The 16235-nt window shown below is 34.9% G+C and carries 15 protein-coding genes; 2 read left to right on the forward strand and 13 right to left on the reverse strand.

Features of this window, described 5'->3' with window-relative positions; all coding sequences use genetic code 11:
- Window positions 1–33: 33 nt before the first annotated feature.
- The 7 genes from C1N55_RS13170 to C1N55_RS13200 form a co-directional block, all read right to left on the reverse strand.
- Window positions 34–1607 (reverse strand): IS3 family transposase gene (locus C1N55_RS13170; RefSeq protein WP_137729259.1). Its coding sequence is split into 2 segments (ribosomal slippage): window positions 34–968 and window positions 968–1607, totalling 1575 coding nucleotides; the frame shifts between segments, so codons are not numbered across the junction.
- A 163-nt stretch (window positions 1608–1770) separates the two neighbouring features.
- Window positions 1771–2955 (reverse strand): NupC/NupG family nucleoside CNT transporter, encoded by a 1185-nt coding sequence (locus C1N55_RS13175; protein ID WP_137729260.1) that lies wholly within the window; start codon window positions 2953–2955, stop codon window positions 1771–1773.
- Between the two features lie 452 nt (window positions 2956–3407).
- Entirely contained in the window at window positions 3408–4304 is an 897-nt protein-coding gene (locus C1N55_RS13180) for a transglutaminase domain-containing protein (RefSeq protein WP_168193856.1), read from the reverse strand.
- 256 nt (window positions 4305–4560) lie between these two features.
- Entirely contained in the window at window positions 4561–5106 is a 546-nt protein-coding gene (locus C1N55_RS13185) for a dihydrofolate reductase family protein (protein ID WP_137729262.1), read from the reverse strand.
- Window positions 5107–5162: 56 nt separating this feature from the next.
- Window positions 5163–6125 carry an alpha/beta hydrolase gene (locus C1N55_RS13190; RefSeq protein WP_137729263.1) on the reverse strand — a complete coding sequence of 321 codons (963 nt, stop codon included), beginning with the start codon at window positions 6123–6125 and terminating at the stop codon, window positions 5163–5165.
- A 731-nt stretch (window positions 6126–6856) separates the two neighbouring features.
- The gene (locus C1N55_RS13195; protein WP_137727068.1) at window positions 6857–8023 is read right to left on the reverse strand and encodes an IS256 family transposase; all 1167 of its coding nucleotides are present in this window, start codon (window positions 8021–8023) and stop codon (window positions 6857–6859) included.
- Between the two features lie 678 nt (window positions 8024–8701).
- Window positions 8702–10759, reverse strand: coding sequence for a metallophosphoesterase family protein (locus C1N55_RS13200; protein ID WP_168193857.1), 2058 nt, complete (start codon window positions 10757–10759; stop codon window positions 8702–8704).
- A 171-nt stretch (window positions 10760–10930) separates the two neighbouring features.
- Between C1N55_RS13200 and C1N55_RS13205 the strand changes: the two genes are divergently transcribed.
- Window positions 10931–11263 (forward strand): hypothetical protein, encoded by a 333-nt coding sequence (locus C1N55_RS13205; RefSeq protein ID WP_137729265.1) that lies wholly within the window; start codon window positions 10931–10933, stop codon window positions 11261–11263.
- Window positions 11264–11380: 117 nt separating this feature from the next.
- On the opposite strand, the gene C1N55_RS13210 is transcribed toward C1N55_RS13205, so the two are convergent.
- Complete coding sequence (locus C1N55_RS13210) at window positions 11381–12274, reverse strand: NAD(P)/FAD-dependent oxidoreductase (RefSeq protein ID WP_137729266.1); 894 nt, start codon at window positions 12272–12274, stop codon at window positions 11381–11383.
- Window positions 12275–12640: 366 nt separating this feature from the next.
- Between C1N55_RS13210 and C1N55_RS13215 the strand changes: the two genes are divergently transcribed.
- The gene (locus C1N55_RS13215) at window positions 12641–13264 is read left to right on the forward strand and encodes a GntR family transcriptional regulator (RefSeq protein WP_137729267.1); all 624 of its coding nucleotides are present in this window, start codon (window positions 12641–12643) and stop codon (window positions 13262–13264) included.
- 286 nt (window positions 13265–13550) lie between these two features.
- Here C1N55_RS13215 and C1N55_RS13220 read toward each other — a convergent pair whose 3' ends face one another.
- The 5 genes from C1N55_RS13220 to C1N55_RS13240 form a co-directional block, all read right to left on the reverse strand.
- Entirely contained in the window at window positions 13551–14162 is a 612-nt protein-coding gene (locus tag C1N55_RS13220; RefSeq protein WP_205758472.1) for a C40 family peptidase, read from the reverse strand.
- Window positions 14163–14168: 6 nt separating this feature from the next.
- A complete protein-coding gene (locus C1N55_RS13225; RefSeq protein ID WP_137729268.1) occupies window positions 14169–14393 on the reverse strand; it encodes a helix-turn-helix domain-containing protein in 225 nt (74 codons plus the stop codon).
- 9 nt (window positions 14394–14402) lie between these two features.
- Window positions 14403–14885 (reverse strand): DUF2975 domain-containing protein, encoded by a 483-nt coding sequence (locus tag C1N55_RS13230; RefSeq protein ID WP_137729269.1) that lies wholly within the window; start codon window positions 14883–14885, stop codon window positions 14403–14405.
- A 238-nt stretch (window positions 14886–15123) separates the two neighbouring features.
- Window positions 15124–15495, reverse strand: coding sequence for a VOC family protein (locus tag C1N55_RS13235; RefSeq protein ID WP_137729270.1), 372 nt, complete (start codon window positions 15493–15495; stop codon window positions 15124–15126).
- Between the two features lie 110 nt (window positions 15496–15605).
- Complete coding sequence (locus tag C1N55_RS13240) at window positions 15606–15983, reverse strand: VOC family protein (RefSeq protein ID WP_137729271.1); 378 nt, start codon at window positions 15981–15983, stop codon at window positions 15606–15608.
- Between the last annotated feature and the right edge of the window lie 252 nt (window positions 15984–16235).

The following is a 16235-nucleotide window of genomic DNA, read 5'->3' on the forward strand; positions in this document are numbered from 1 at the left end:
TGTCAAGTAGACAGGGTAAATAATAAAAATGGTTTATGCGGCTTGAGCTCTGTATTCTAAGGGGCTCAAGCCATTTAATTTTTCTTGGTAACGTTCATTGTTATAGAACGAAATGTATGTATCAATTGCTGTTTTTAATTCTTCATACGTCTCATATTTATGTAAATAGTACTTCTCTACTTTTAATGTGCCCCAAAATGCTTCAATGGGTCCGTTATCAATGCAACGCCCTACTCTTGACATGCTATGACGCATCTCAGCTGTTTCCATAATTTGTTTAAAATGTTTTGATGTATATTGATATCCACGATCACTATGTAATAAGGGAAACTCTTCGAGTTTCAAACTTTGAATTGCCGGTATAACGGTATTAAACACTAACTGATTATTATTAGAATGTCCTAATTTATAGCTCACAATTGACTTATCATATAGATCAATAATTGCACTTAAATACGCCTTTCTACCGTTACCATACTTAAATTCAGTCACATCTGTACACCATTTTTGATTTGGTTCTTTAGCTGTAAATTCACGTGCTAATAGATTTTCTGAAACATAATCTGGCTTAACCTTACGATATCGTTTTGATTTACGACGAATAACCGCTTCTATGCCACAAATCTGCATTAATCGGTAAATACGCTTCTTATTGAATTTTGTTAATCCTTCTTTTTCCCGTTGTCGATTAATTGTCATCGTTATGCGGCGATAACCATAGATCCCATCTACTTGTTTATATAAATTTTTAATCAATTCAACTAGCTTTTGATTTTCGACTTCTCGTTCTGAAAGTTGGCGATTTAACCATTTGTAATATGCTGCACGTGATACTGCAGCTATTTCGCACAGTAAAACAACAGCTAAGTTTTCTTTCTCTGCTATTTCTTGAATCGCCTTATAACGGCTTTGAATACGTATCTTACTTAACGACGCCTCCTTTCTATTTCCTCTAACTTTTTTAAGTATAGATTTTCTGCACGTAATCTTTCATTTTCTCGTTCTATCTGTTGAATTTTTAAACGATATTCATCTTCAAGTGTACGTTCTTCAACTGGTTTCGTTCGCCCACGGCGATCCATTAATGTTTGTTCGCCATTATCTTCAAATTTCTTCACCCATTGATAAACTTGTTGATAAGATACCTTGTATTTTACTGCTGTTTCTTGATAATTCTTTCCATTCGCTATGCAAGCTTTTGCGATTTCAATACGTTCTCCAACTGTCGTTTTTCTTCCTTTAGTCATAGGTTGGCTCATTCCTCTACCCGAATCTTTTAATTCACTATGACTAGTATACTTTTTAATCCAGTTCCTTAAAACGGTTGTACCAGAAAGTCTATATTTTCTCACTGTCTCTCTTAATGAAAGTCCTCCTGAAATATAATCTTGAACCGCAGCTAATTTTAATTCTCTAGGATAGTTATTATGATTTTTGAGCTTTTCGAGACCGTCTTCTCCAAAGAAATGATAATTACTTTGCCAATCTTTAATTGTTCTAGAATCAACTTTATATAATCTAGCGACTTCATTAAGTGTAAAGTAGCTATTATTATAAAAATTTAAAATCTCTAATTTTTCTTCTTTTGAAAAGTGATATTTTTTCATAAAAAAACTCCCAAATAGATTAAACAGATTTTATTTTTTCATCTGTCTACCTATTGGGGAGCATATCAGAAATTTATAAAACTTTCAAATAGGGTACTTTTTCTTTTATATTACAACTTCCAATTAACATGACACTTCTTTAGAGTAGGTTTGAAACTCTTGGTTAAATAAACAAACCAACCAATGTTGCTGTTAACGTTGACACCATTGTAGCAGCTAATAGCATTTTAAGTCCAAATTTCGAAACAACGGAAGCTTTTTCTCCATTAATCGCTTGCATAGAACCACTTATAATCCCGATCGAGCTAAAGTTAGCAAAGCTAATTAAAAATACGGATACTATACCCACTGTTTTCTCAGAAAGTGATGGAATGTGTTCTACGAATTGAAGCATCGCCACAAATTCATTTGTTGCCAATTTCGTACCCATTGTTTGACCAGCTACTAATATATCACTTGATGGCACGCCCATAAGCCATGCAATCGGCGAGAATATATATCCTAAAATTTCAGTAAATGATAACCCAATAATTGCATTGAAACCAGCATCTATTAGAGCCATTAGTCCGACATAAGCAATTAACATCGCGGCAACGATCAATGCTACTTTCCCACCATCTAACGCACCTACTGAAATGGATTCGAACAATGAATTTGCAGGTGAAGCATTTTTAGTATCAATCTCTTCAGTTTTGGCCGTGTTTTTCTCTGGTGCCATAATAATACCAATAATTAAAGCAGATAAAGCATTTAAAGTCATTGCCCCCAATACGTACTTTGCAGGCAACATTGTGATGTATGAAGCCATAATTGAAGCGGATACAGAAGCCATTGAAGAGACCGAAATAACAAATAAATTATTATTGCTCATTTTATGAATATGAGATTTAATTGCCAAAAGCCCTTCCGATTGACCAAAGAATATATTATTGACTGCATGAAAAGTGGTTACACTGGATAACCCAGTTATTTTGGAAAGGAATCCACCTAAATATTTGATAATAATAGGTAAAATTCGTAAATAAGTTAAAACAGAAAGTAACATCGAAGTAAAGATGATAATAAGTAAAACATTTACAAAAAATACTGAATTCCCTTCAGGCACCCATCCACCTATTACAAAGATTACACCCTCACGTCCAATTTCAATAATTGTAGAAAAACCATTTCCGATTGCCTCAATTACTGTTAAGCCAATTGTTGTTTTGAACATGATTATTGTTAGAACCACTTGCATAACTAACATAACTCCAACCGCTCGGTAGTCAATCGCCTTTTTGTCGTTACTCAGTAAGTATGCTAGGCCAAAAACTACAACTAACCCTAAAATTCCGATTAAAATTGACATTATTACTCTACCTCAATTGTTTTAGATTCAGTGTTTCGATACACCATATAGTTGTTTTCCTATCCATCTATTAGTTTCCACATTATCGTTCGAGAACTATTTTTTAACACCCTGCAATAAATGAAAATAAATAATGTATATCGAAAAATTTTATACCACTAGTTTCCTATAGTCAAATAGTTATTAGATACATAAACCAAAGTACTAATTTTCTAAAAATACCTAATGTTTAGTTTTATATAAATTATTAGTATTGTTAACTTTCTTTTAGAATATCGATAAAAAAAGATATTTTAAGAAAAGGGATTATTGATATTTATTTGATATTTCAGTTTTATGATATTTTCTAAAATTCCCAATATAAAAATAATAAATGGACCACATTTAGTAGTCTTAAAAAATGACTTTAAAAGTGGTCCATCACTTACTATCGATTTAAATATCCTTATATTTTATTTCGCTACTGGATAAAAGCCTTTATCCCAAACATAAAATTGATCTGCAGCCTCATCAGTTAGTTTATAGAAGTAAAGACTAACCTGTTCTTCCGATTGTGTCCCCATATCATTACTCGTTGCATCGATATGGCGCCATCCACTTTCAGTTTTTACCAAGTTCCATGCATGGGCTAGGTGTTCTTCTGACTCTGACAGATAACCTACAACATAAAAACTTTCAATCCCCGCTTTTTCCAATAACATCTGCATCGCAATTGCATAGGCTTGACATACGCCTTCACCCATAACAAAGAAGCCATATGCAGAATGAAATCTTACATTTCCGCCATCCACATATTCTATATTCTCAATTACGGCTCGGTGGATAATAGAAATCTTTTCATCAACGGATTTCCCATCCAAGTCAAGTTTAGTATAAAACTCTTCGAACTTCGGTTTAATGGTCACCATTTCGATATTATTGGTAGTATAGCCAATATCAAAGTGAAGGAAGTACCTGCCATCATCTGATTTTTCCACACCATAGGTTATATAACCTACAGTTCCCAAAATCATCGGATTATTATAATAAGCATTCGCTACAAATTGTTCTAATTTTTCTATTTCATCTCCGCGATACGATATAAGGAAATGATGATCATATTCCAGCATAGAGGATTGAATTGTCTCTTGAAGTGCTTTAACATTATTAACTTCTAAAATCGCACCATAAGCATTCTTAATATATCTGTTATCTTCGAATAATTCTAATAGTGTCTTCCCCGTTGTCTCACTTGCATAAGGATAAATTGGGATATCTACTAATTTTGCTACTCTATCAAACCAGTCAAACTTATATGTATTTCCATTAACTGCAACTTCCATCTGTTCAACAGATGTTTGTTCATTCACGTCATCTGTACAACCCACAAGAATAATACATACTAAGATTATGAAAAGTTTCAGATTTTGAATGATGCTCAGATAAACTCCCCCTCTCACCAAAACCAAAATTTGTAAATTCATATGTTATATAATAAATGATTTCTAATGAATTAGCATTAAAATTCGATAGAGTAGATTATGAATAATTTCGCACACATAGTATTTTAACAACAATTTTGCAATAAAAAACGCCTGGATTTAGTTTCCAAACGTTTGGTTTACCTTAATAGTTTTTACTCCCCTTCACCTCATAATGAAGTTCCACAAATTGATTGAAGGTTCTTGTGCCTTTTAATAGGAGATCTAATTGATCGTCTCCCTTTTTGAATAATGGAATCCCATTCCCTAGTAGAGTTGGAGCAATCGTTATAATAAATTCATCAACCAATTTTTCTTCAATAAAGGAGTGTAAGAGCTCACCTCCACCAACAATCCAAATGCTTTTCCCATCTTGGTTCATTCGTTTTTCAGCAAATTTTGTTACATCCTCGTTAACGAATATCACATCTTCCGTATTCTTGAGAGTAGACCTTGTAAATACATAGCATTCTTTATTTTTATATGGGAACTCCTCTAAATCTTGTTCCATTAACCAATCGTAAGTTCGTTTCCCCATTACAACTGTATCTACAGTTTCATAAAACTCTGAGTAACCATTATCTCCATCACCCTCTACTTTGAATAGCCATTCAAGAGAATCCTCTTTTGTCGCAATATAACCATCTAATGTAGTTGCAATAAATACGACCAACTTGCGCTTTTTACTCATCATTTTCTCCTATCTATTAAATTGGAATAGTAGTTCACTTACTTTAATATGTTCGATTACATAAACCGTCCCACAAACTCCCAAATAGTACGCCAGTAAGCCTGAGGATCTACTTTTTCTGCTTCCCCATGGCCGGCGCCGTTGATAATCAATTTTTCTTTTTCAACTGCTGCGGCATCATATACTTTATCTAACATTTCGTAGGGTACAAATGTATCTTGATTGCCATGGATAAATAAAATCGGTTTCTCACTCTTTGCGACCTGGTCAACAGCTGATGCTTCATATAAGTCGTATCCAGCACGGATATTTGTTACGGTATTGGCCGCGTTCATCACCGGGAATTCAGGTAAGCCAAATAAGTCATCCAATTGATACACAAAGACATCACTAACCGAAGAATATCCACAATCTTCAACAATTACTTTCACGTTGGAAGGCAGATCTTCACCTGCTGTCATCATGACCGTCGCACCACCCATTGAAACACCGAATAATACAATTTCAGCATTAGGGTCTACCTCAATAATTCCATTGATCCATTGCAGCATGTCAAGGCGATCATGCCAGCCCATGCCAATGTATTCCCCCTCACTTTCTCCATGTCCACGTAAATCGGGAGCTACAACATGGAACCCTTGTTCATAAAAATTACGAACATACCTAGTCATCCCCTCAGCACTCGATGTGTATCCATGTACGACAATCGCCCACTTATGATTCTCTTTTCCATTTTGATAGAAATCTGCTTGTAAGTTCAGCTGAAGTTTATCTTTTGATACAATCGACATGGCAGTAGCCCCATGATCTGATTCGAACTGATTGTCTGCCAACTCGGCAGCCTCCGCTACTTCGGCCATTACGGCAATACTTTCCTCTAGATGAGGATTGTCATCCATAAATTCTTTTTCATCATTTGCTTTCAAGGCAAAATTATAAAAATAATTCCCCACTCCTATGTAAGTAACCCCCATTACAACAATTAAAAGACCTAAAATAATCGTAATTCTCTTTTTCATAACTCATCCCCCATGGTTATTTATTCAATTTTTTCTGACTCATTTCCTCTATTAAAATGATTAACGGAAATTATTATAATACGATCTTTTGTTCAGCGTGTCGTTAAAAAAACAAAAAAATGCTTAGATTCGGTTGAACACAAGTCCGAATCTAAGCTTATGATTAAGGCTACTATAGTTTCTTAAATTACTTATAACTGCAACATCTCTTTTCGAGGAAATGTCGTAATTCTTTTTGGCTTCTTTGGTCCGCGATTTCGCTTCTTGTGCTTCCATTGTCCACGAGTTCTCTTCTCGCGGACTTTTCACTGCTCTCTTCCGCTTCAATTGTCCACGAGTACTCTTCTCGTGGACTTTTCACTGCTCTTTTCCGCTTTTATTGTCCGCGAGTCCTCTTCTCGTGGACTTTTCACTGCTCTCTTCTGCTTTTATTGTCCACGACTACTCTTCTCGTGGACTTTTCACTGCTTTCTTTCGCTTCTATTGTCCGCGACACAGTCAAGTCCAAGTTATTGTGTAAAATTCAATACGAATGTTTTCAACTAAATTTTAATTGTAAAAATTGGGGGTAATAAATTATCCACCCACTACATTTTTCTCCCTTAACTCCCATGGGTTAATCACTCATATTCCGTAAAGGCTGTCAAAGGCTCTTTTCACTTTGATAGCCTTTACGGAATGTGAGATACTCCCTGGGCGGGAGTTAAGGTTGACAAGATAAATCAGAAATACTATCTAGAAAGTCCTGTTCTTTTTGAATAATCGTTTTCTTGATAGTGCATTAACACAGCACCAACTAATCTAAAGGCAGATTGGGTATTAGGGAAGATACGGATTACGTTCTCTCTTCTACGTACTTCTTGATTTAGTCGTTCCAGAGAATTCGTACTTCGAATATTGACACGTATACCTTTCGGAAAATTCATATATTGAATGGTATCTTCGAAACCTTCATCTAGTACTGTAAGTGCTTTTTCATATCTGCGATCTTCTGCATACTGATTCATTAATTCATCTTTAAATTTGCGCATATCATCAAGGGTAACTGCATCAAAGATACGTCTAATCATGAGACGGAAATCTCCTGAATCCTTTTTCGGCAGCTTTTCAATAATATTACGTTTAAAATGTACGTTGCATCTTTGCCATGTAGTTCCGATGAATTCGCGTTGGATGGCTTTTCGTAAACCTTGGTGAGCATCAGATATAACTAACTTGGGTGATTGAGTTCCTCGGGATTTTAAGTGTTGAAGAAAACGACTCCAGCTATCATAGCTCTCCACATGGTCTACACTTAAACCCAAAATTTCACGTTTATTCTCTTCTGTAATAGCCGTTGCAATATAGACAGCCTTCGATACAACTTGGTGATGTTCACGCACTTTAATATACATTGCGTCCAGAAAAATATAAGGATAGTAAGTCGTGTTTAAAGGTCTGTTTGCCCAAGTGTTAATAATGGGATCTAGTTTTTGAGTCAGTGAAGACACGAGTGATTTTGATACAGTTTCACCACAAAGCTGTTCCACAATTTGAGTTACCTTTCTTGTGGAGACACCATTTACAACCATTTCTATCATCGATAGAATCAACGCTTGATCATGTCTAGCATATTTTTCAAACACACTAGTAGAAAATTCACCGTTGCGAGTTCTAGGAACTTTTAAAGTTAGTTTTCCAACACTCATAACGATTTCACGCTCGTAGTAGCCATTTCGGTAATCGATTCGATCATTCGAACGCTCATAAGCCGCTGCATTTAAATATTCGTCTCTTTCTTTTTCCATAAACTCATTTAAAACTAATACTAAAGCAGATTTAACCACTGTATTTAAGTCAGAATTTAGTACAGAATCTTTTAAAAAGTCCATATCTAAGTTAAACTGTAATTGAGTCATTATTATTCCCTCTTTCATGTTTATCGTCGCTGAAAACATTGTATCCAAGAGAGAATAAAATGACTCTTTTTCTTTTTACACAATTATATGGACTTAATCCGCGACACCTCTTCTCGCGGACTTTTCGCTGCTCTCTTCCGCTTCTATTGTCCACGACAACTCTTCTCGTGGACTTTTCACTGCTCTCTTCCACTTCCATTGTCCACGAGTTCTCTTCTCGCGGACTTTTCACCGCTCTCTTCCGCTTCCATTGTCCGCGATTCCGCTTCTCGTGGACTTTTCGCTGCTCTCTTCCGCTTCTATTGTCCACGACTACTCTACTCGTGGACTTTTCACTGCTTTCTTTCGCTTCTATTGTCCGCGACAACTCTTCTCGCGGACTTTTCGCTGCTCTCTTCCGCTTCTATTGTCCGCGAGTACTCTTCTCGTGGACTTTTCGCTGCTCTTTTCCGCTTTTATTGTCCACGACAACTCTTCTCGCGGACTTTTCACTGCTCTCTTCCGCTTTTATTGTCCACGATTCCGCTTCTCGTGGACTTTTCACTGCTCTCTTTCGCTTCTATTGTCTAAGATTCCTCTTCTCGTGGACTTTTCACTGCTCTTTTCCTCTTCTATTTTCCACGATACCTAACGTTTTGTGGACTAGTCTCACGTTGTTAAACAAACGGTACTCCAAATCTATTTTACAAACCTATTTTCAACATGATTAGCTGAGTAGGATAGAAACCCTAATGTATTCTCTGTTTCAATAATGGAATTGCCCGAAATTTGGTCATAAAGTAACTTCTCTTTCCATAGAAAATCTTTTTCTGGAAGGGAATTTTTTTCTGAATCATGGATTTGATAAGAAGGATCACAGAATCGATAGATTGCTTCTGTTTGTTGCAACATTTGATTGAGTGCTGCTGTAGCTTTTACTAGTATACCGAAGTTCTTAAAACTCTTATTCTTTAACGGGCTTGAGGTAATCTGCTTAATCGATAATTCTTTCCCATTTGAAAATGTATAGGATGAGGTGACTAAAAAACTGTAATGGACATCGCCGGAGAGAATTACAAGATTAATTGGATTCCATTCTGCTAGCTGATTTAGTAGATTCGTAAGACCCTTTCCATTATACCTCCACGCTTCTATATCAAAAATCGTTTGGATATGTGCCCCTAGCTTTTCTAATGTGGGCAGAAATTTAAGAATTGCCTTTTCGATTAAATCAAACCCGATTACGGGGGTTGGTGAGATGATAATTAAAGGATCTCCTTTTTGCCACCCGCTTTTCTGCAGCTTTTTTGTAATTGCTTGATATTCGTGTTCATTAACTAACTGAGGCGGGAATGTCCTTTCCTCCACTAGTTGTTCCGAAGCTTGCGTCTTTGGCTTATCCTCATATTCTCTCAATGTCCTAGTATCAAGAAAAACGGCTTTCGGAGTTGTCGGCGTTACAAAATGCCAAGGTTGATGGTCCCTTAACAAATTAATCCATTCCTCATAATTATTCATCATTTCATTATTTTGTAAATCTCGGAAATACCTTTTTATTTTGAAAATGAAATCATGGCTGAAAACTTCTGGCTCATTCCCCCAGCCCTGAAAGGCAAAATAAGCTGATTGTCCATTGGTCACAATATGTTGTCCTAAAGGTGCGTTTTGAACAGTTTCTTTCCACTCTGCATTTATGTTCCAGTCATCTGTTATATCATGATCATCAAAAATCATATAAGTAGGGATATTTGCGAATAATCTTCTAATTTTATAGGTTTCAGAATGACAATTGCTGATGAGCTTATCATGCTCAATATAACGTTTTTGCAATTGTTTTTTTTCAAGCTTCTTCAGCTTATCGGTCGCTTTTGCTAATTTTAAATGAAATTGCCCCTTTTCAAATGCCTCATCAAAGGATTCCAAGAGATTTACTTCTCGAATTACTTCCCACAAAATCGGACTCCAAGATAATAAATACATTGCCGCATACTCACCAAACTCAATCAGGTGATTGGACCCATTCCGGGATGAAAAGCTCGCAAAGTCCTTCACAATTTCTTTTCTTCCGTTAATGAGCTTTAAATCTCTTAAGCTACCTTTTATCCGTTTATCAATAGATGTCAATTTTTCCTGTACTCCCATCAACGCTTGCCCTAACTGGTTTATCGGGCGAAAAAGTGGATCTGCTACATTATCTGCATAAATTTGATCGCCCATCAAAAAGAGGGCTTCTGGCCTTTCACTTAAGTTACGACTATGTTCTACTAAGAGACGGTCAGCTTTAGCTAAAGTATCTTCGCCTTCACCCTGAGGCTTTCGACAGGACCCAAACAGAAATTTAGCCGCTAGCACTCGCTCCTTTTTGGGGATAAAGAATGTTGGATATTTAAAGGAATCATAAACAATACTTTTGGAATTATCCTGAGACAAAAGACCAAGATCTGCCAAATCAAAGGAATCTTGCTGATTTTGAAAATGTAGGTTGTAACCTATTAATTGATTGGTAGGGAAAAGGTTTGAATCGGGGGTTATTTTGATTAGATTAATAAATAAGTTCTCTCCAAATTGAATAGTTTCTTTTTCAGTTGTTGATTGAATTTTTGAATAGAATTCTTTTTCACCCATTTTGGCTATTTCACACACTTCTGCAGATATGGTAAATTCTTTACTTGTTGCCACCCATATAAATACTTTTGAAGCATCAAGACGCCGTATCATTGGACCAGCTAAAAGAGCAGGAAACAACTCTGAATTCATGTTATTTCTTCCCCTCATTCTAGACTTTTTTTACAATATGCAATAAGCCCAATAAATGTGATGAAGGGTTCTTTAATTTAATACGTTTGCCTCAAGTAAACTCTTAATTTTCAAAAAAATTGAAATCTTTACTTTTTCTGTTTCGTAAACAAATAAAAAGGGGGGATATTTATGAGAAAAAAATATCTAATGATTTTAACAGTTGCCTTTATCATAGAGCTCCTTATTACCTATCTAGTGGCATCATTCTTCTCTGTAAGGATGTTTGAAGTAATGTTCTTCACAGGGGTTGCCTTCACTGTAGTCATTTTATTCTTTACAAGTAGCGGTGGAATCATCTCCAATATGGCCTCTTCTGACGTAAGTGCCAGGACCGGTATCTTGCAAAAAAGTGAACCGTTTATTTTCAAAAGAGGTCCTATTTTTATGGCTTCTGTACTTTTGCTAATAATTGGACTCGTACTGTTTATACTCCTTATTGCGGGCATTATTCCTCCTGCTTAGCATTGATAGACTTTCACTCTTAAGAGCATGGAACCTTTACCATGTTCTTTTTTTGCATAAAAAAACAGCAGACCCCAGTACCGAAATCCACCGCTAACCATTCACTAGATGTAACTTTTAAAAATCTTCATGCACTAAGTCATTTATGACACTCATTGCGACAATACTTCCTTCACTTGCTGCATTGATGACTTGAGATGGTGTGGAAAGTGAAATATCTCCACTCGCATAAACTCCTGCTACATTGGTACGTCCAAAATTGTCTATTTGAATTCCTCCATTATTGTGCTGCTTGCAGCCTAAAGATTGTGCTAGTGAAGATGCTTGTTTTAGACCAGCACTAACGAATCCACCCATTCTCTCAATTTCAGAGCCATTTTTAAATCGAATCGTTTTTAACTTTCCTGCTTCTCCATGTAAAGCTGCTATTTCTTCTTCAATCACTCTAATTTTTTTCCTTGATAATAATTCCATCTGCTCCATCGAGAATACTTTCTTCCCATTCGTACAAACAATCAGATTCTTACTCCAATTATAAATCAATTTTACTTTATGAAACCCACTTGGATTTTCTGTAATGAGAACTAGTGGAAGATCTTTCAACTCCCAGCCATCACAAAATGGACAACTGAACAAGCTTGTGCCATAAAAATCATGAATCCCATCTATTGACGGGAGTACATCAACTAAACCGGTTGATAAAATTATCTTTCGCGCTATATATAGACCGTTTTTTGTTAAGACGGAAAAGGAATTTATTTCTTTTTTAATTTCAAGTACTTTTTCATTTTGAAGTTTGATATTTGGATATTTCATTAAGTCTTGTTGGGCAATTCTTTTAAATTCAGATGGCTTAATTCCATCTCTTGTAATAAATCCATGAGATTCATGAGTTACAGCATTTCTCGGTTTATCTTCATCAAATAAAATAATATTCTTCTTTGCTCTTGCAAGGACAAGTGAAGCATTTAAGCCTGCTGGACCCCCACCAATAATGACACAATCTAACATCTATAACTCCTCCTCTAATAACATCGGGATTTTTATTTGAACTGCCTTTACAAGTTTTGTTAAAATTTTCGAAAGATAGTTTGGAGAGAGATTTTCCATTCGGGGCTTTCCCTTAAGAGTTAATTACAAACACCATTTTTAGTAAAGATTAATTTAGTGATTTAAGCCATTTCATTTTACCTTCACATCTAAATGTAAATGTCACAATTTAGGACATTTGTTATCTGTAATTGATTATTAATTAATACAATTAAAAGTACAAGCTTTAGCATTATTATTGTGAAATGATTTATTAAGTAATCAATTAAAAAAAGTACCTTTTAGAGTATAATTGGTATGTTGAAAAATTTTCGGGGGGCCTACATTATGGTTTCAGACAAAAAAAATGCCCAAAAATACGCTTATGAATATATTCGAGATCGTATGTTGGACGGAAGTTTTAAAGGTGGCATGAAAATAGTTGAAGAACGTCTAGCTGATGAGATAGGTGTTAGTCGAACACCCATCCGTGAAGCAATCAGAAGACTGGAACAAGAAGGATTAATCAAGAAAAAGCACGTCTATAATCCTACTATCGAAGATTTAAAATATTTATATGAGATGCGTATACTATTAGAAAGTTTTGCAGCTGAAAAAGCAGCAAAAAATATGACATCTGAAAAACTAAAAGAACTTGGAAATACGATAAAACAATCTAGAAAAGGTCAGTCAGAAAGTATCTACAATGCAAACCAACTCTTTCATGATCTAATTGTAGATGAATGCAATAATCCAAGCATGATTCATATATTGGAGAAAGCACGTACAATATTCTATTTATTTAGTCTTAAGCTTGATATATATAAACGACCGCATTTAATAGATGAACATGAGGAAATATATATGGCAATTAAGGACAGAAATGAACAGCTCGCTGGTGAACTAATGGCCAAACATTTATATAATGACATGAATTATACTCTAGCCGAGATATCTTCAAAAAAAGAATAGAAATAATAATGAACGATTGAATAAAAGTTAAAACAGAATGTCAGATAGAATAATCTTATGTATTTAGGTCGAATTGCAGAAGTTATCCTCATTTGGAATCTGAAATAGAAAGCCTCCAAACGAATTGATAAAGCCTATCCGCTTTTTAATGGCTAGGCTTTATCCATACTCTTTGCATCAATTACACTCTTGACGTAGGAACTTACTTTCTAGTATTACCTTACCTAAACGAAAAAGCTGACCTCTTGATTAGAGAATCAGCTTTCCATTAGCATAAGTTATAAAATTATAGTGTAAGCTTCTTGTTAGTAAATACATAGTCCAAACTATTTGGTGACACGGACAACAATCCATAATCCAAGAGTGGGTAGTTATACAATCTTCCTTCATAAACTAATTCAAAGCGCGGATGCATCAAAAAGTCATTTGGTGAAATAAGAGCTGATGGAAGATCCCATAAATTTAAGCCACTTCTTTTAAAAACCTCGGCAACAAATTGCGAGCAAAAATATTTATTTTTTTGATTAATCGGAATTCGAATCGCCACACCAACGAGTCCCAGCAAATTATAAGCGTATCGATCTTTATTCGAATTAAAGCATTGAATCATATTTCTAATGGCATTATATTCACTTTTTGAAACTTCTATTTTTAAAAAAAGACATCTTGTGTCATCAAAATAGCGATACGTACCGAAATAGACATCTTCTCTAATAAAACCAGCTATGAGTGGATTTCTAGGATTTTTTCGACCAAAACTGTAAATTTCGTCGAGTTTATCGTCAAAGACAATTGAAACATGGTTATAAGGGGCATTTGTATACCATTTTATAATTTTCGTGAGAACAGTACCGGTATCAGTTAATAAAATATAAACCCTTTTTTTCTCTTCCATCATTTCCCTTTAACCCTGACTATCTTCTTCGTCACTTTTGTATTCTAAAATATCCCCAGGCTGACATTCCAATGCCTTACAAATCGCCTCTAGTGTTGATAATCGAATTGCTTTGGCCTTTCCATTTTTCAAAATAGAAAGGTTGGCCATTGTTATTCCTACCTTCTCCGATAACTCTGTTACACTCATTTTCCTTTTTGCCAGCATCACATCAATATTGATTATTATTGCCATGTTTTCACCTCAGACCGTTAAATCATTTTCTGATTTTATGTTAATAGCTTCCTGCAGTAGTCTTTGGAGAACAGCAGCAAAGACTGCAATAACCAGTGGAATAAATACAAAAACCATTGCAATTAAAATGATACCTGGCGCATCGTCTCTCTCCGCAATCAGGTAAAAGAGTGGCATGCCCACGATGTACAGGATACTAATTGAAATTGCACTGAATTTAATATTCTTTAATGCTTGAACTGAAATTTGCGAAAAAGCTTTATTGTTATCGATATAACTTAAAAGTTTAAAAGCTTGATACAGTGCAAAGTAAAATGGTATTGCTGCTGCATACAAATCAATTAATACTAGATATTGAATAAAAGCATAATCAGGATATAATTCTGCTGCAAAACTTGCTATATTTGGAACCACAAAAATGCACAATGCAAGAACCGGTAAACCCATTAGAATAACAGCTATTTTCAGAAAGAGTGTTGATCCTCGTTCCATCAAAAGCACCTCACTTATTTATTTTCTAATTGAATTTAACACAAAATTTATCGTTTTACAATAAATTTTTATTTATTTAGGTATTATTTTATTATTAATTTTCATTTAAATAAATGATTTTGTTAATAAAATTGTTATTTTTCAGGCAAAAAATATGGGAACGCCCGATTTGGACGTTCCCGTTCTTATTCCGTTAAAGCATCCTTTAATGAGATAAGGTAATTTCTTTATTATAATCTTACCAGTGTACTTGAAGTTTATTACCATTTGGGTCATAAAAGTGGAAAAAGGCATGACCATTATCTTCTTTTATATCATCGACCCTAACTTGATTATCAATTAAGTGTTGATGAAATTTAGATAACTCTGGGCTTGTAAAGCCAATGCTAAATTCTTGTTCATTATCAATTGTAAAATGTGCAAATGTTTCATCTTCCGTTGGAACTAAGATAAGTAAGAAAGGTCCTTCATTTACTTTTAAAATTGCAAGTTCCTCAGTATTGTTTAGTAACTGGAGCCCTAATACATCTCTATACCATTGTGCAGACAGTTCTAAATCTTTTACAGGAATTCTAATATAATGTACTTGTTCAATAAATGATTTACTCATAGCCTTCTCTCCTTTATTTAATCCTGTATATGGAATACAGACTCTGTTTCTGATGCACTCCCTAATAAGTTTATGTTTTCAATATGCCTTACCTAATCAGCAAGCAACTCCTATTGGCAAACACCTAATGGATTATTGTCCGGATCATAAAAAGTGAAGAATCTGCTAGTTCCTTCTCCACCAATCGGATTCACCTTAACCTTCTTTTTTATCAGGATTTTATGCAACTCCTCAATATCTTCAGGGATGAAATTATAATACTTCCCTACCCCAAAATCATTTTTGGGGAATTCCATCGGTTGGTGATTTACTGTCCGAACAAGACATACGACTGTTTGAGCCAGTTCATGAATCTTCATAACAGCAGCCTCTTCTTCAATATAAATAAGCTCGAAGCCAAGTATTTCTTTATACCATTCTGCAGAAATTTTCGGGTCTTTGACTGGAATAAAAACACCTTCCACTCCCTTCAAAAGCTGTTTTGTCATTTAATCCCACTCCTTTTTCCTCTTTAATTCAAATTGTGAATAAAAGCCACATGGATAAATAATCAAATTTAGACATCGTTTTAATTATTGAAATTATGCTGGGGAAGACATTTACAGTAGCATTCTGTTCAAAAATTTACGCAATTTCAGTTAGATTTTTTTGTTTTCAAAAATAGAACGTTGTTGACCAAAACAACGGAATTTTAATACATCTATGGGCAATTGCATAATTCAATGCTATTCATTACTACC

The sequence above is a fragment of the Lysinibacillus sp. SGAir0095 genome (assembly GCF_005491425.1).
Classification (GTDB): Bacteria; Bacillota; Bacilli; order Bacillales_A; family Planococcaceae; genus Ureibacillus.

Coding starts and splice junctions, on each gene's coding strand:
- C1N55_RS13205 (WP_137729265.1), top strand. CDS start 10,931: ATGAGAAAAAAATATCTAATGATTTTAACAGTTGCCTTTATCATAGAG.
- C1N55_RS13175 (WP_137729260.1), bottom strand. CDS start 2,955: ATGTCAATTTTAATCGGAATTTTAGGGTTAGTTGTAGTTTTTGGCCTA.
- C1N55_RS13185 (WP_137729262.1), bottom strand. CDS start 5,106: ATGAGTAAAAAGCGCAAGTTGGTCGTATTTATTGCAACTACATTAGAT.
- C1N55_RS13220 (WP_205758472.1), bottom strand. CDS start 14,162: ATGATGGAAGAGAAAAAAAGGGTTTATATTTTATTAACTGATACCGGT.
- C1N55_RS13190 (WP_137729263.1), bottom strand. CDS start 6,125: ATGAAAAAGAGAATTACGATTATTTTAGGTCTTTTAATTGTTGTAATG.
- C1N55_RS13215 (WP_137729267.1), top strand. CDS start 12,641: ATGGTTTCAGACAAAAAAAATGCCCAAAAATACGCTTATGAATATATT.
- C1N55_RS13230 (WP_137729269.1), bottom strand. CDS start 14,885: ATGGAACGAGGATCAACACTCTTTCTGAAAATAGCTGTTATTCTAATG.
- C1N55_RS13240 (WP_137729271.1), bottom strand. CDS start 15,983: ATGACAAAACAGCTTTTGAAGGGAGTGGAAGGTGTTTTTATTCCAGTC.
- C1N55_RS13200 (WP_168193857.1), bottom strand. CDS start 10,759: ATGAATTCAGAGTTGTTTCCTGCTCTTTTAGCTGGTCCAATGATACGG.
- C1N55_RS13210 (WP_137729266.1), bottom strand. CDS start 12,274: ATGTTAGATTGTGTCATTATTGGTGGGGGTCCAGCAGGCTTAAATGCT.
- C1N55_RS13235 (WP_137729270.1), bottom strand. CDS start 15,495: ATGAGTAAATCATTTATTGAACAAGTACATTATATTAGAATTCCTGTA.
- C1N55_RS13195 (WP_137727068.1), bottom strand. CDS start 8,023: ATGACTCAATTACAGTTTAACTTAGATATGGACTTTTTAAAAGATTCT.
- C1N55_RS13225 (WP_137729268.1), bottom strand. CDS start 14,393: ATGGCAATAATAATCAATATTGATGTGATGCTGGCAAAAAGGAAAATG.